Raw genomic sequence first — 15852 nt, forward strand, 5'->3', positions numbered from 1 at the left:
CGTTAATCCAGGAACCGGAACCACCTCACCAGCTGTTGAACGTAAAATTGCATCAGATCTTTAAATAAGCGGGAATTGAAGGGGACAAAACATGAGTGATAAATCAATCATCGAAGATCGAGACACTATTAGGGATAGCGGAACAACAGCATTGTCTTTTCCCGACAACCAAGAAATCCCTGCCATTTATATTGTAAACAATGATGGTACAGAATCGCTGGTTCCCAAAACCACAAGAGGCAACATGGTGATTATCCATGCCATTAGCGCACGCTTCACCCTAAGACAGGGAAAAAATGTCCTATGCGTCTTTAACGAAGCCTATCAACCCAAAGGCGTTAATCCAGGAACCGGAACCACCTCACCAGCTGTTGAACGTAAAATTGCATCAGATCTTTAAATAAGCGGGAATTAAAGGGGACAAAACATGAGTGATAAATCAATCATCGAAGATCGAGGATCTATTGGAGATGGCAAAAACAATAGCGCCAAAACCGCCGGCAAAAAAATAGTTGTCGCAATAGCTTGTATAGGAATCTGCGGCTATGTCCTCTGGAACATCTTATCCACCCCCACAGAACAAAAAGACACTGCAAAAGCTCATAAAAAACAAGAACAAAGCTTTCACAATTCCCTCGCCCCTTTAGAGCTCGTCCCCTCTGACCCGCGTGCAAACATAGCGCCAATAACCTTACCACCCCCACAACCACTCGCACAAGAACCGAAAAAAGATGATCCCTTACTTGATGCCGCAAGACGCGCCCCCGTTCTTGCTTTTGCCAAAGGCTCTAGGTCTCAATTAAAAGACATTGTCAACACGACTCTCAATCCCTTTGAAAAATTCAATACCCTTGAAAATCTCGCCAATATGAAAAATTCCTCTGCCCTTCAAGACACACAAAATTTTGCGACCCTATTAAAGCCTACCAAAACAGAAGAAGCAAAAGCAAAAGCAAAACTCATCGGCAATAGAAACTTTATCATCGCCATGGGAACCTCTATTCCCTGTATCTTAGAAACGGCATTAAACAGTGAGCAACCAGGCTTTGCAAGCTGCATTATTAACCGTGATATCCTCTCCGACAATGGTCGCGTTGTTTTACTTGATAAAGGAACTCAAGTGATTGGCGAATACCGCGGAGGGATAAAACAAGGTCAATCCCGCCTCTTTGTTCTCTGGACAAGAGCAAAAACTCCAACCGGTGTCATCATCGACCTTGCCTCACCCGCAACAGACAGTTTAGGAAGAGCTGGTTTTGATGGCAACATCAACACCCATTGGTGGGAACGCTTTGGCTCTTCCCTTTTGTTGACCGTTATTGATGGTGCCACAACAGTTTTAACAAATAAAATAGTAGGCAATTCCAATAAAGGAGGTTCAAACAACTCTGGAGGCGGCGGTTTTGAAGGCGCAAACAACACTGGAAAAGAAGCCGCCAGTATTGCCCTTGAAAATCAAATCAATATCCCTCCTACCTTAGAAAAATTTCAAGGCGAACTGGTCAACATTTTCGTAGCAAAAGATCTCGATTTTTCCTCTGTTTATAAATTAACCATCACAGGAAAAAAGAGAAACGCTTTCTCGCGTTCTACGCCAGGCTATTCCTTTTTTTAATTCTCACGTTCAGAGTATATTATGCCAACAGCAAAAAACATAGAACGAGCCTCTATCGTTTTAACAAAATTAAAAATCTTAGATGACTTCCTCAATGATGAGAATTTATTTGAGATTGTTGTCAATCGCCCAGGCGAAGTGATTGTTGAGGGTCCAAATGGTTGGCAAACCCACATCTTAAAAGAGCTAACCTACAGCGAACTAGAAGGGATTGCGAAAGTTGTTGCTGCCTACACAACACAAAAAATTAGTGTAGAAAATCCCGTTCTTTCCGCAACACTGCCCAATAACGAACGCATACAAATTGTCATGCCCCCTGCTGTTGCCCCCAACACCATGAGCATGACAATTCGTAAACCTTCATCACGCACTTTTTCTCTTGAAAGTCTACACGAAAACCAGCTATTTTCTGTCACCAGAAACGTCAGTTTTACCCCCCTTGAACAAATGACAAAACGGGCAAGTGAACTCTCTGATACAGAAAAAGAGCTAACAGATCTCTTTATCGCCAAAGACTTTTGTACATTTTTAGAACGCGCTGTTGTTACACAACAAAATATCTTAATCTCTGGAAAAACCGGTTCTGGTAAAACAACCCTCTCCAAAGCTTTAATTGCAAAAATCCCTGAATATGAACGCATTCTCACCATAGAAGACACGCCCGAGCTTGTCGTTCCACACACAAACAAAGTGCAGCTCTTTTATTCAAAAGATAATCAAGGCTTAGCAAAAGCTGGAGCAAAAGAACTGCTTGAATCTGGATTGCGTATGCGCCCCGACAGAATTCTTTTGCAAGAGCTGCGTGATGGTACAGCCTTTTACTATATCCGTAATGTCAATTCCGGTCACCCAGGTTCTATCACCACCGTTCATGCCTCAACAGCACTCGCCGCCTTTGAACAAATGACCCTTTTAGTCAAAGAAAGTGACGGGGGTGGTAATTTAGCACGCGACGATATCCGCGGCTTATTAATCTCGATGATAGATGTCATCATCCAATGTAAACGTTTGGAAGGAAAATTTCGTGTAACAGAAATTTATTACGACCCTTTCAAGCGCCGTGATGCTTTTTAAAAAAAACGATACCCTCCCCCTCTTATGCCAATAGAGATTTTTTAAGAGCACAATTGATCGCTTCAGGTTCATTTTCAATGATTGAAAGTAACAAACGAGAAAAAGTATCTATAGAATATCGTCCCTGTTTCCAATCACGAATGCGCCTTACAGAAAAACCAAAACATGCCGAAAATGATATCTATAACCCTATATTTTTTCTGATTTTTTTGACATCAATGTTTGCAAGGATATGGCTACCAAATTTTATGACATCCACTTCACCTTTAGCATAAGAACAAAGTATTGATTTATATAGATAATTTATCGTTATTCAACTTGAATTAGAACCCTGAATATCGTACAATTCTCTCATTTCAAACCTGCTTATCTTGAAACAATCAAAATCACTTGCTTACACACTAAAAGCGGATAGTCCATGTGAAAAAACCGTACAAGAAAGAATTAAAAATGGCTCTTATGAACCCTCTCTAATGCCAAGGGCTATCGCAGCACTCACAAGCTGGCAAAGTGTGTGACGGTGCACCGGCTCGCTTCTTCAAAAACGTAAAGATGGAGGTGTTCAATGGCTTTATCGTTATACCATTCATGGTCGGCGCCATGAAAAGGGCCTGGGTGCCTTAAGAAATGTTTCTTTAAAACAAACCCGTGAAACTGCACACAATGGTGTGCTGTTTCACGTGAGGGTCGTAACCCCCATTAAGAAAGAGCTTCACAAGCTCCTTGTAATATACGCGATCCTACTTTATTTGCCTTATCCATTATTTTTTCCTTTCGATATTCGTTTAAGAGTGCAGTTAAAATTCACTTAAGTTCATTTCTTTCTAACTTACTAGCTTAATTAAATTTCCTTGAGATAATTTACTGTAAATATCTAAGAGAAACACCGGAATATTTTGACCACCAAAAAGGGTATAACCCTATATTCCCCACTTTTACCCTTATGCTTTGTTGGGAATCTAACTTTCCTTGCTCTCACCTCATTCCTTGCATAAAAACACCAGCATCTGGATTAGCAGCAATTTAAAAAAACAATATTAAATAATGCTTCAGGTGATATGCCTTCCTCTTTCGCACAAGTTAATTGACTTTCCCCCACACCTCAAAGGAGTGAGATTCCTACCCGCCACGAGCCTGTCAAAAGTCCAGCATCTCTCGGCGGCTTCCTGCTACTGACCACTCACGCGATTCACTTCATAGGCGCGACAGACAAACCTTGCCCTGAAATACTGATCACGATATCTAAAAACATTCAATATATAAAGCTTTTCATGGCTTATACCACCGCTCTAAACAACGGTGTTTTACGGCATAATAGGATAAGCTGTCGTTTCGATCATTGTTTGCATAATTGTTCAATATACGGAATCCCTGTAAATTATCAATAAAAATACGTGATACCCGTAACTATAATGATGTAAATTAAAAGCCAATTTTAAATGAATGATCAGAAGTATCAAATATCCAAATGACGAAATAAATCCTCCACATCTTTTACAAAAAAAACATCTTCTCCTCTTTCACTTTTCTCAAAAATTTCAAGCGTCTCGCATGCTGGCACCATCACACACTTTGCCAGCTCGTGAGTGTTGACAGCCCTTAGCACTAGAGAGGGCTCATAAGAACCATTTTTAGTTCTTTCTTGTACGGTTTTTTCCACATGGACTCCCCCCCGCTTGTGACGTGCAAGCAAATGATTTTGATTGATTCAACATGGAATAGATTTGAAATGAGAAAATTTTACGATATTAGGGAGCTAATTAAACTTGAAGAACGCTAAATTATCATTATAAATCAATATATTGTTTCATTAGGAACATACATATCAAACGACAAATCCCTTTTCATTGACAACTTTAATCAAAGCAATCCGTACAAAATAAGACACAGTAAGCCCTAGAGGCGCTAATATTTCATGGGCTTTTTTAAATTCTTATCTATACATGCTCGCACAATATCTCTTGAATTCACCGCTATATTTATAAGTAACCCTCCTTTAGTTACTCTTTAATGAGACCCCAAATGAGCTACAATAAAAAGTTTCTAATGCATTAGGTTTCTTGACCGTATCACATCTTTTGACTTTGTACGCACAGATGCGTTGTTGATCTCTTGTATATGTCTTTGTTGCAAAAATTGAACAGCTGTTTGAAGCTCGTTCACTAGCTTTTTATCCTGAAGTTGTTCTTTAGGGAGAACTTTTGATGAATCAAACCCATAGTTATGAAGTACATCCCAAGACAACATTAAAGACAAAATCACGAAACGACATCGCTTTATCAGTATAAATTGCCAAACCCTTTTTTATCTAATCTCTGATCCTCCCTTATATGCAATGTATAAAGGATAGATTTTCGCCATTACACGAATCCCAAAACTCCTTCATCAACGACTGTTTTTCTTGGATAACCGTTTTGACTGACTGCTCTCACCAGCTTTTTCTTCTATACAACTCAAGAATTTTCATCCCTCTCTCAAGATCTCCCCTCCTCTAGCACACACAAGCCTCCAAGCTTTAGTCTTTATTCTTTTTCTTCCCCTCAACCATCATAAGAAGCCTCCCCTTTATTCAAAGGTCACCCGCTTGAAGTCTACTCAACGTTAGAAATATCCCCTTATATTCCAACAAATAATTCCCGTAGCAAACTTCCCTTCTATCTCTCAAAAGATTCCCTGATTACTTACCTCACAGCATTCAAGATTCCTCAAAGCACAGCACCCACGTGTGCATCATGTTGCGTAATAACATCCATCAACTCTGTTACGACCGCATCCAACACTTCTCGTGCATCGCCTTCAGCCATAAGGCGGATAACCGGTTCAGTTCCAGAAGCACGGATAACGAGGCGTGCTTCTTTTCCCAACTTTTTCTCTGCTTGATCAATAGCCGTTTTAACAGGATTTTTTTTCAGGACATTTTTATTTTTAACCGTTAAATTTTTTAAAATTTGCGGTACAGGTTCAAACCGTTTACACAATTGGCTCATAGGACTTTGGCTTTCTTTCATACAGGCTAAAACCTGCAAGGCAGCCACCAAGCCATCACCCGTTGTGCCAAAATCACTGAGCACAATATGCCCAGAAGCCTCACCACCAACATTATATCCCTTTTGGCGCATGGCATCGACAACATAACGGTCTCCAACTTTTGTCCTTACAAGGTGCAACCCTTTGCCGTTCAAGAAACGCTCTAGTCCAAGATTTGACATAATTGTTGTAACAACACCATTGCACCGTAATCGTCCCATTTTATGCCAATTTTCAGCAATTACAGCAATCAACTGATCTCCATCAACCGTTTGTGCTTTTTCATCAACAATGAGAACACGATCTCCATCTCCATCAAGAGCAATACCCACATCAGCACGTACTTCATGCACTTTTCGTTTTAAAGAACTTAAATCGGTTGACCCACATTTTTGATTAATATTGGTACCATTTGGCTCATCATGAATAGCAAAAACCTCAGCCCCCAATTCCCATAAAGCACGAGGAGCCGCTTTATAAGCCGCCCCATTGGCACAATCCACAACAATACGCACAGCATCCAAGCGAACATCGCGCGGCAGAGTTCGTTTGGCATATTCAATATAACGATAAATATCCCCTTCAACCCGTTTTGCATAACCAATTTCGGCAGAACTTGCTAAAGATTTTGAAAGATCTGTATCGATTAATTGTTCAATTTTCGCTTCCATATCATCTGAAAGCTTAAAACCATCAGGACCAAAAAGTTTAATTCCATTATCATAGAAGGGATTATGAGAAGCAGAAATCATCACCCCAAGATCCGCGCGCAAAGAGCGGCAAAGCATTGCAACAGCAGGTGTTGGCACTGGACCCAATAAAAAAGCTTCCATCCCCGCAGCAGTCAATCCTGAAACCAAAGCGTTTTCCAACATATAGCCCGATAATCGTGTATCCTTTCCAATCACCACACGACGTGATTGATGTTGTGAGCGGAATAAAACCCCTACCGCCATCCCTACCTTCATAGCAAAATCGGGTGTCATCGGAAATGAATTGGCTTTCCCCCGAATTCCATCTGTACCAAAATATTTTTGTACCATACCTCTTTCCTTTAATATCTACTTTTTCCCTTTGACTTTTTTAAACCCCTAAAAGCCCCCTTGGTACAATAGTCCTCCTCTCCCCGTATAAAATCAGATCATTGATCTTAAACCTTCATGCATTTAGACAATCAAGCCCCCTATTCACCATCTACACATCTAAACCACTCTCAAACAATTATGTTACACCCTCACACATAAAAGAAATATTATCTCCTCAAAATGCTCTACACATCCCTTTAACACAACCAACGGATAATCTCACACACTTGCTAAATCCGTAAAGAAACTCAGCACCAAACCTCATACCCTACCAAATCAGCAAGAAAATCTATCACCTAACCTTACAACCCCTACCACATTAGAAAAGCAACAGTACACCTCGCCTTGTAGCATGCTAAAGCCGTCATCATACAACGGCTTTGCTTAATTTTTTTGCTTCCATATTTTTGCAAATATTGCAAGAAAGGCGCAAACAAAGCTTGCGCCTTTCTCAAAAAATTTAGAAGTTTTCCTAAAACATCGTCACTCAAGCGTTCTTAAAAGGCTCCTATTTTCCTTTATCATGTCCCACCGTATTTGACTTTTTTTCTGCACTGCTTTTACTTTTAGAGCGGTTGACTGATTTTGTGGTACCTTTTGTGCTTTGCGCTTTTTTCTCAGTCTCATCCGATTGCACTTTTTTAGACTGAAGCTCCTTAGGTTCAACATCACTGGATTTTGCTGTTTTCTTCCCTACAGCTCCCTCTGCCTTACCCTCTTCTAGTTTATCAGTCTCTACCTTATGAGTTGCTATTTTAGGCGCTGTTTCAGCGTCTTTTTCCTCTGCGCCTGCTGTCTCTACCCTCACTGTTCCAGTTTTCGGAACAGAGGATCCCCGTGGTGCAGCATTCTCATCTTTCTGTGTGCGTGAAGGAGGCTTTCCTGCAATAACTTCGTTAATTTCAGCTCCCGTTAAAGTCTCATATTCCAACAAACCTTGTGCCAAAGCAAACCATTCTTTTCTTTTTGTTTTCAAAATTTCTGTAGCATTTTTATAGGCATCATCAATAAGCTTACGCACTTCCATATCAATCATGCGCGCTGTTTCTTCAGAAACGTTTTGTGTTCGCGCAACAGAATGACCCAAAAAGACTTCATCTTGGTTATCTCCATAAGCAACATTCCCAAGCAGATCAGAAAATCCCCATCGTGTGATCATTGCGCGCGCTAATTTGGTTGCTTGTTCAATATCAGAAGAAGCACCGGAGGTGATATTTTCCTTTCCAAATTTCAATTCTTCAGCCACACGTCCACCCATCATAATGGCCAGACGAGAAATCATCCAACGATAACTCATGGAATAGCGATCACCTTCAGGCAATTGCATCACCATTCCCAAGGCCCTTCCCCTTGGGACAATTGTTGCTTTGTGGACAGGATCAGCAACTGGCACATTAAGAGCCACAATAGCATGTCCTGCTTCGTGATAGGCAGTGAGTTCTTTTTCTTCTTGTGTCATAGCGGTTGAACGACGCTCAGCCCCCATCATCACCTTATCTTTCGCATCTTCGAATTCTTGCATTGTCACGACTCTTTTATTACGGCTTGCAGCCATAAGAGCAGCTTCATTGACCAGATTCATCAGATCCGCACCGGAAAATCCTGGTGTACCTCTTGCCAAAATCTTCAGATCAACGTTGGGCGCTAAAGGCACATTGCGCACATGCACTTTCAAGATTTGTTCACGCCCAGAAACATCAGGGTTTGGCACAACAACTTGCCGATCAAAACGCCCTGGTCTCAATAAAGCGGGATCAAGGACATCGGGACGGTTTGTTGCAGCAATAAGAATAATACTTTCATTGGGCTCAAACCCATCCATTTCAACAAGCAACTGATTTAAGGTTTGCTCGCGTTCATCGTTTCCCCCTCCTAGTCCAGCACCCCGATGGCGCCCAACAGCATCAATTTCATCGATAAAGATAATACAAGGGGCATTTTTTTTAGCCTGTTCGAACATATCACGCACACGGCTCGCCCCAACACCTACAAACATTTCAACAAAATCAGACCCTGAAATGGTGAAGAATGGCACATTGGCTTCACCAGCCACAGAGCGTGCGAGCAAAGTTTTACCGGTTCCTGGAGGACCAACAAGCAAAACACCGCGTGGAATACGGCCTCCTAAACGTTGAAATTTTTGTGGTTCGCGTAAAAATTCAACAATTTCTTGAAGATCTTGCTTTGCTTCTTCAACACCGGCAACATCTTTAAAAGTAACACGTCCTTGCGCTTCATTAAGCAATCTTGCTTTTGACTTCCCAAACCCCATTGCACCACGTGATCCATTTTGCATTTGCCGCATAAAAAAGACCCACGCCCCCACGATAATAATAACAGGCAATAAGGAAAAGAGGAGATTGAGGAAAATACTATTTCCAGAGCTTTCAGGAATAGCTTTAACATTGACGTTTTTGCTTTCCAATTTTTGTATCAAACCTGGATCTCGTGGAGCATAGGTTGAAATAGTTCTATGTTCAATGGTTTTTCCTGTTAATTTTTGACCCTGAATGGTCACAGATTTCAACTCATTATTCTCAACTTTTTGCAAAAATTCAGAATAAGAGACCTCTCCACCACCAGAACGTTGACTATCTCCATTAAAGAAAGAAAACGACACAATCAAAATCAAAGCAATAACTCCCCAAATGAGGAGAGAGCGGTAATTGGAATTCATATTCAGCCCACTTAATCAAATATAGATTTCAAACAGTTCCCCTTAACATATAACCTTGTCAGCCCCTTGCCAAGGGATGAGAAGCTGTTTATTTTCTTTTAGAGTAATTTTTCTTTATCTTTTCACCTCAATATTAAAAAAAGGTTCCACAACATTTACCACAGCAGCATCTTCTCGCGAAGAAAGCCAATCGAAAGGTGCCATAATCCGCTTGATGATAACATTTTTATGAACAACTGCTTGAGAAATCAACTCTGGAATATCACACCCTTTGTCATTTGAGATCATCACCAGCGATTGTAAAGAGGGAAAATGAGGCTTTTCAAGCTCAAAATCGCTATCTTTTAATAAAAATTTCAGCTGTTCTAAATTTGCGGCTCCAACCTTTATAGCCTCATATCCATGATTTGTGATATGATAGCGCCCATCCCATATAAAAGTTTTATCTGGCTCAACGATAGCCTCTTTTATATTTCGCCCTTCACGCCACAAAGAAATTCCCTGCTTGTTATATTCAATAACAGAGCCCGCATAAGTAAAACGCTTCTTTTCTGGAGAATCGAGACAGAGTTTTTGAACAAGCATGCTTAATTTCTGATTGGGGAGCAAATAAAATCCCCCTCCCATCAGCACAGCAAAGAGCCCCACCACGAAAGGAAAACTGGAATGTTTCTGTAAAAATAGCGCAGGCTTTGCTATGAAACAACGTCCATGTTGGACAGTAATATCCAGTGCTAAGATCAAATCGGCAATATTTTGCGCGTGTTGACGACGCTGCAATGCGGCTTCATTTATTTTTTGAGCAATATAAGACAATTTTTGTGGAGAAAGAGATTGACGCACACGCACACGTTCAAAATTGCGATCTTCATTGGTTGGATCATCAATCCATGTTTGTCCTTGTAAGCGTAAATAATTCCGTAATGTTTGGCGTTTTACACCAAGGAGTGGACGAATCAAACGCACTTTTCTATGCAACAACGCCTCGCGCGGAATACAGGATAAACCACGTTCATAGAGCGGACCATCGTTTTTTTCGGAAATATTTTTTCTTGTTTTTCTGGCATGAAACTCATCACGTATACCCTCGGCTTCACCGCGCAAAATACCAGCAAAACCACTGGCATAAACCTCATCGCGCATGGTAACAGCTTCACTATATAAAGCACCTCTGTTCTTTTGGAGACGTTGATACCGCATTTGATAGGTTTCAACCTGATCATTGAGTGTATGGCCCGTCATAATAACTGATGCGCCTTGTTTTTGTGCTTCTTTAACCAAGAGATCGTAGCGTGCAACACGCGCGCTGGAAGCAATATGCGTCTTTGGCTTTTCGCCTTCCCATCGCACAGTGATATGTTGAATATCATGGACACGACAAATTTTCGCAACAGTTTCTGCCTCACGCATCGATTCTTTACGCAATTGATGATCAACCGTGACAACAATCATTTCTGGAGGAAATGCGAGAGTTTCCAAATGCTCTTTGACCAAAAACATCAAAGCCAAAGAATCACTTCCCCCTGAGACGGCAAGAATCAACTTCTGACATGGAATAAAATCCGATGTTTTAAAGAGATTTCTTGCCAGTCTAACGCACACCGAAAACGACCTCGCTGTTTATTTTGCAGGTTTACAAAAAACAGATGCTAATGTTTGTTGACGTTTTGATTTTTTCACAAAATGAGCACAATTGTCTTTATTTGGCTCAAGAGCGACCATACTTCTTGCTAATTTCAGTAAAATCTCGGAGGTATAGAGCTTCTTTTTATCTGCATACCATGCGGTAAGATAAACTTGTGCTGCTTCATGATAGCGTTTTTGTCCCAACAAAGATTCGGCCAACCAAAATAAAGCATCATCACTCAAAGAATCTTTTTTGTAACGACTTTGAAAAGCGCAAAAGCTTTTTTCAGCATCAACATAGTTAGCAGAACGAATAAAATCATACCCTTCTTTATACAAAGCTTTAGAAGAAGAAAGATTGTCACTCTGATGTACTTCAATTGGAGCTCTTACTTCATGCGCTTTGTTAAAGGATTGACTGTTTTCATGGTCATGGCTCTCCACCTTAGCTTCCACAGCAGCAACCTTTGTCTGAACACCTGTACTATGGTCCTGCTCCATCTCTTCTTTTACAGTCTGAGATTTTTCATCTACAGCAGACTTTTCAAAAGAACAAGAATAAACAGAAGAGGTTTCTGTATCAAAAAGCTCGTGAAACTGCTTGTTAACATTTTTTAGACTGTTATGCTCAAGCACCATTCGTATCTTATGTAAAAGCTTATCTAAATCATAATCTTGAAATAAAGCCTGTTGATTCTCTAAAATAATCCCTTGGTGCTCCGCAATACTAGTGGCTTTTTCCGCCGCGCTAGATGCTGCTTTATCAGCTGCTTCAGGAGCTTTTTTCACAGCATCAGACGGCTTATCAACAGCGTCAGTGGCTTTTTCTATCACATCAGATGCTGCTTTATCAGCTGCTTCAGGAGCTTCTTTCACTGCATCAACAGCCTTATCAACAGCGTCAGTGGCTTTTTTCTCCACATCAGATGCTGCTTTATCGGCTGCTTCAGGTGCTTCTTTCACTGCATCAACAGCCTTATTAACAGCGTCAGTGGCTTTTTCTATCACATCAGATGCTGCTTTATCAGCTGCTTCAGGAGCTTCTTTCACTGCATCAACAGCCTTATCAACAGCGTCAGTGGCTTTTTTCTCCACATCAGATGCTGCTTTATCGGCTGCTTCAGGTGCTTCTTTCACTGCATCAGACGGCTTATCAACAGCGTCAGTGGCTTTTTTCTCCACATCAGATGCTGCTTTATCGGCTGCTTCAGGTGCTTCTTTCACAGCATCAACAGCCTTATTAACGGCGTCAGTGGCTTTTTCTATCACATCAGATGCTGCTTTATCGGCTGCTTCAGGTGCTTCCTTCACAGCATCAACAGCCTTATTAACAGCGTCAGTGGCTTTTTCTATCACATCAGATGCTGCTTTATCAGCTGCTTCAGGAGCTTCTTTCACTGCATCAACAGCCTTATTAACAGCGTCAGTGGCTTTTTCTATCACATCAGATGCTGCTTTATCGGCTGCTTCAGGTGCTTCTTTCACTGCATCAACAGCCTTATCAACAGCGTCAGTGGCTTTTTCTATCACATCAGATGCTGCTTTATCGGCTGCTTCAGGTGCTTCTTTCACGTCATCAGTTGCCTTATTAACGGCGTCAGTGGCTTTTTCTATCACATCAGATGCTGCTTTATCGGCTGCTTCAGGTGCTTCTTTCACGTCATCAGTTGCCTTATCAACTGCGTCAGTGGCTTTTTCTATCACATCAGATGCTGCTTTATCGGCTGCTTCAGGTGCTTCTTTCACTGCATCAACAGCCTTATCAACAGCGTCAGTGGCTTTTTCTATCACATCAGATGCTGCTTTATCGGCTGCTTCAGGTGCTTCTTTCACGTCATCAGTTGCCTTATCAACTGCATCAACTTTATCCGTATCATGTGCAGGATATTCGGAAGCCTTTCGTGCTGCACTTTGAACAAGTGAAGTAGAACAAGCTATAAAAACCCCCATATAAAAGAGTGTTTTCCAATTGATTTTACGATACATTCTTTTCTCCCCTTAAGAGCTTATTGAATAGTTGAAACAAACAATCTTCTTTTTAATGACTATTCATGTCATTCAACGTTGTCACAGCACGTCGATTTTGATTCCAACAGGAAATATCATCACATACTGCTACAGGTCTTTCTTTTCCGTAAGAAATTGTTTGAATCCGTTGTGCAGACACACCTAGAGACACCAAATAGTTTCGCACAGCAACAGCACGGCGCTGTCCAAGTGCCAAGTTATATTCACGTGTTCCCCTCTCATCAGCATGACCTTCGATCATAATAGAATAATAAGGATAATGAAGCAACCATTCTGCTTGGCGCGTTAAAACACGTTCAGCATTAGCATCAAGTGAAGAAGAATCGAGACCAAAAAACACGCGATCACCCACACTAACTGTAAATTCTTGTCCTGAGCCTGGTGACACCTGATTCAAACCAGCATCATTCATATAAGCGCCATTCATACCGTTAAGTGCACCAACATTTTTTTTGCCACACCCACCCAGGCATAGTGAGAAAAGAAAAAGGATAGCTAAAGAATGAGAGATGTTTTTTTTGGTAGAGCGCATAGTCCGTTTCTCCTTGAATTTCGTAAAGAAGGGTAAATTCTTAAAAATATTTTTAAAAATAACCGTTAATTCCTAATGAAGACGAAATTTTTTCTGTTTTTTTCGTCCTCATTTTTACTTTTAAGTCTCTGCCAATTTTTCTTCTCTTCAGCCATTCCTCTAACATTTTCATAAGAAATGTTTCCCTTATGAGTCATGGCTTTTTATGCATCATCTTGATCTTGACTATTTTTTTGCAGCGCGTTCAACTTTGCAAAAACTTTATCAGCGTCAAAAGTCTTATGCAGATTTTCTTCGCTCTCATTTTCCTCTAGAGCAGCGTTTTCCGTCACAGAAGCGGGAAGCAACGACCTATCTTCTTCTGCTGCAACAGGACGATTTTTCGCCGCACGCTGGAGCTCAAAATCTAAATCGATTTGTGAACACAAACCAAGTCCTACAGGATCAAGAGGAACCAAATTTGCACTATTCCAATGGGTTCTAAGGCGGATTTGTTCAATTGTCGCTTTTGTTGTCCCAATCAACCGTGCAATTTGTGCATCTTTCAACTCGGGATGGTTCGTAACCAACCATAGGATACCATTGGGACGATCCTGGCGTCGAGAAAGAGGGATATAGCGCGCCCCTTTACGTTTTTTTTCAGGAATATGCACCCTCGATTGAGAAATTTTCAAGCGTGCGTTTTGATCAGCCTCCACCCGTGCAATTTCACTGCGCGTCAATTGCCCAGAACTAATCGGATCTAAACCTTTAATACCATAAGCCGCATCACCATCGGCAATAGCTTTTACTTCCAAGACATGCAATTTACAAAATTCTGCAATCTGATCAAAAGAAAGAGCTGTATTATCAACCAACCAAACAGCTGTTGCTTTGGGCATCAAAAGTTGCGTTGCCATTTTTATAAATCCTCTTCTGCGCCTCTTCTATGAGGCAGGTTACCGCCCACTCAAGAGCACTGGAACTTTTTATATGCTTAGGTCTCTCCAACCACTCCTAAAACAAAGCGCGGCATGGAATAAACCATTTTGCTATGAAATTACATTCTGTTATAGCGTTATTTTTGCTCAACGACAAGAGATCTCTCTTGTAATGATCCTCAACTAAGGTCTCTTTACCTTTAAGATGAATTTTCTTATAAAGGGTTTATTCGATTATTTCACCTCATGCTGTGGCACATTTATTCTGGTGGGATGCGAGCTTTATCGCCTTAAATTCTAAAAAGTGTCCAACTGGAAAGAAAGCCCTCAAACAGGAAGGAAAACTATGGCAGGCCATTCACAATTTAAAAATATTATGCACCGTAAAGGGCGTCAAGATGCTATGCGCTCGAAAATATTTTCTAAGCTTGCGCGCGAAATTACCGTAGCAGCAAAACAAGGTGCTCCTGATCCAGCCATGAATCCACGTTTAAGGCTGGCTGTTCAAAATGCCAAAGCACAATCGATGCCGAAAGATAATATTGAACGCGCAATTAAAAAAGCGTCAGGCACCGATGTCGAAAATTATGATGAAGTGCGCTATGAAGGCTATGGGCCAGGAGGCGTTGCCGTCATTGTTGAAGCTTTAACCGATAACCGCAACCGCACTGCTTCAAATGTGCGCGCCGCCTTCACAAAATCAGGAGGAGCCTTAGGGGAAACAGGTTCTGTAAGTTTCATGTTTAATCGGATTGGTGAAATAATCTATAAGCCAGAAGCAGGAACAGCCGATAACATCATGGATGCAGCAATTGAAGCCGGTGCTGAAGATGTACAATCAGAAGAAACCGGACATCATATTACCTGTGCATTTGAAGATATTGGTGAAGTTTCAAAAATGCTTGAAGCAAAACTTGGTGAAGCAGAATCGATTAAAACAATTTGGAAAGCCACCACCCTTGCACCAATAGATGAAGAAAAAGCTTTATCTGTTTTACGACTGATTTCAACATTAGAAGAAGATGATGATGTGCAAAATGTTTATGCCAATTTTGATATCAGCGATGAGATTTTGGCAAAATTATCTGTATAATTTCCATCATTTGCACAAGCCCTCTCTTCATTCATGAGGGCTTCAAAAGCATTTGTCACCCCTCCTATCCGCACAATAAAAGCCCCGCGTCAATAGCGGGCAAAATCTGTCTGTACAACAAGAAACCACAATCAATTCCAGAAAACATAATCCCAAAAAGAAAAGCATACACAAA

The 15852-nt window shown here is 41.0% G+C and carries 10 protein-coding genes and 2 pseudogenes; 5 read left to right on the top strand and 7 right to left on the bottom strand.

Annotated features, from left to right (window positions below):
* Positions 1-142: 142 nt before the first annotated feature.
* The 4 genes and pseudogenes from ACFIM8_RS03085 to ACFIM8_RS03100 all read left to right on the top strand — a co-directional run.
* Positions 143-400 (top strand): annotated as a pseudogene (locus tag ACFIM8_RS03085) (TrbG/VirB9 family P-type conjugative transfer protein); the annotation flags it as partial.
* A 27-nt stretch (positions 401-427) separates the two neighbouring features.
* Positions 428-1615 carry a type IV secretion system protein VirB10 gene (gene virB10, locus ACFIM8_RS03090; protein WP_375608110.1) on the top strand — a complete coding sequence of 396 codons (1188 nt, stop codon included), beginning with the start codon at positions 428-430 and terminating at the stop codon, positions 1613-1615.
* 21 nt (positions 1616-1636) lie between these two features.
* Positions 1637-2689, top strand: coding sequence for a P-type DNA transfer ATPase VirB11 (gene virB11, locus ACFIM8_RS03095; protein WP_375606526.1), 1053 nt, complete (start codon positions 1637-1639; stop codon positions 2687-2689).
* Positions 2690-3199: 510 nt separating this feature from the next.
* Positions 3200-3386, top strand: a pseudogene (locus ACFIM8_RS03100) (Arm DNA-binding domain-containing protein); the annotation flags it as partial.
* Positions 3387-4145: 759 nt separating this feature from the next.
* On the opposite strand, the gene ACFIM8_RS03105 reads toward ACFIM8_RS03100, so the two are convergent.
* The 7 genes from ACFIM8_RS03105 to ACFIM8_RS03135 all read right to left on the bottom strand — a co-directional run bounded on the left by ACFIM8_RS03105 (position 4146) and on the right by ACFIM8_RS03135 (position 14563).
* The gene (locus tag ACFIM8_RS03105; RefSeq protein ID WP_375609304.1) at positions 4146-4349 is read right to left on the bottom strand and encodes a hypothetical protein; all 204 of its coding nucleotides are present in this window, start codon (positions 4347-4349) and stop codon (positions 4146-4148) included.
* Positions 4350-5394: 1045 nt separating this feature from the next.
* Positions 5395-6759, bottom strand: a complete 1365-nt coding sequence (glmM, locus tag ACFIM8_RS03110) for a phosphoglucosamine mutase (protein WP_375609303.1) — start codon at positions 6757-6759, stop codon at positions 5395-5397.
* 550 nt (positions 6760-7309) lie between these two features.
* The gene (gene ftsH / locus ACFIM8_RS03115; protein ID WP_375606530.1) at positions 7310-9478 is read right to left on the bottom strand and encodes an ATP-dependent zinc metalloprotease FtsH; all 2169 of its coding nucleotides are present in this window, start codon (positions 9476-9478) and stop codon (positions 7310-7312) included.
* A gap of 114 nt (positions 9479-9592) precedes the next feature.
* Complete coding sequence (tilS, locus tag ACFIM8_RS03120) at positions 9593-11080, bottom strand: tRNA lysidine(34) synthetase TilS (protein ID WP_375614501.1); 1488 nt, start codon at positions 11078-11080, stop codon at positions 9593-9595.
* Between the two features lie 18 nt (positions 11081-11098).
* Positions 11099-13090, bottom strand: a complete 1992-nt coding sequence (locus tag ACFIM8_RS03125; protein WP_375614502.1) for a tol-pal system protein — start codon at positions 13088-13090, stop codon at positions 11099-11101.
* A gap of 52 nt (positions 13091-13142) precedes the next feature.
* Complete coding sequence (gene pal / locus ACFIM8_RS03130) at positions 13143-13664, bottom strand: peptidoglycan-associated lipoprotein Pal (protein WP_375606532.1); 522 nt, start codon at positions 13662-13664, stop codon at positions 13143-13145.
* A 203-nt stretch (positions 13665-13867) separates the two neighbouring features.
* Entirely contained in the window at positions 13868-14563 is a 696-nt protein-coding gene (locus ACFIM8_RS03135; RefSeq protein WP_375614503.1) for a DUF1013 domain-containing protein, read from the bottom strand.
* Positions 14564-14930: 367 nt separating this feature from the next.
* On the opposite strand from ACFIM8_RS03135, the gene ACFIM8_RS03140 reads away from it, so the two are divergent.
* The gene (locus ACFIM8_RS03140; protein WP_375606534.1) at positions 14931-15677 is read left to right on the top strand and encodes a YebC/PmpR family DNA-binding transcriptional regulator; all 747 of its coding nucleotides are present in this window, start codon (positions 14931-14933) and stop codon (positions 15675-15677) included.
* Positions 15678-15852: the final 175 nt, after the last annotated feature.

Origin of the sequence: Bartonella sp. AC535YNZD (assembly GCF_042196625.1) — a bacterium.
In the GTDB taxonomy this organism is placed as follows: Bacteria; Pseudomonadota; Alphaproteobacteria; order Rhizobiales; family Rhizobiaceae; genus Bartonella.

Coding starts and splice junctions, on each gene's coding strand:
- virB10 (WP_375608110.1), top strand. CDS start 428: ATGAGTGATAAATCAATCATCGAAGATCGAGGATCTATTGGAGATGGC.
- virB11 (WP_375606526.1), top strand. CDS start 1,637: ATGCCAACAGCAAAAAACATAGAACGAGCCTCTATCGTTTTAACAAAA.
- glmM (WP_375609303.1), bottom strand. CDS start 6,759: ATGGTACAAAAATATTTTGGTACAGATGGAATTCGGGGGAAAGCCAAT.
- ftsH (WP_375606530.1), bottom strand. CDS start 9,478: ATGAATTCCAATTACCGCTCTCTCCTCATTTGGGGAGTTATTGCTTTG.
- ACFIM8_RS03125 (WP_375614502.1), bottom strand. CDS start 13,090: ATGTATCGTAAAATCAATTGGAAAACACTCTTTTATATGGGGGTTTTT.
- pal (WP_375606532.1), bottom strand. CDS start 13,664: ATGCGCTCTACCAAAAAAAACATCTCTCATTCTTTAGCTATCCTTTTT.
- ACFIM8_RS03135 (WP_375614503.1), bottom strand. CDS start 14,563: ATGGCAACGCAACTTTTGATGCCCAAAGCAACAGCTGTTTGGTTGGTT.
- ACFIM8_RS03140 (WP_375606534.1), top strand. CDS start 14,931: ATGGCAGGCCATTCACAATTTAAAAATATTATGCACCGTAAAGGGCGT.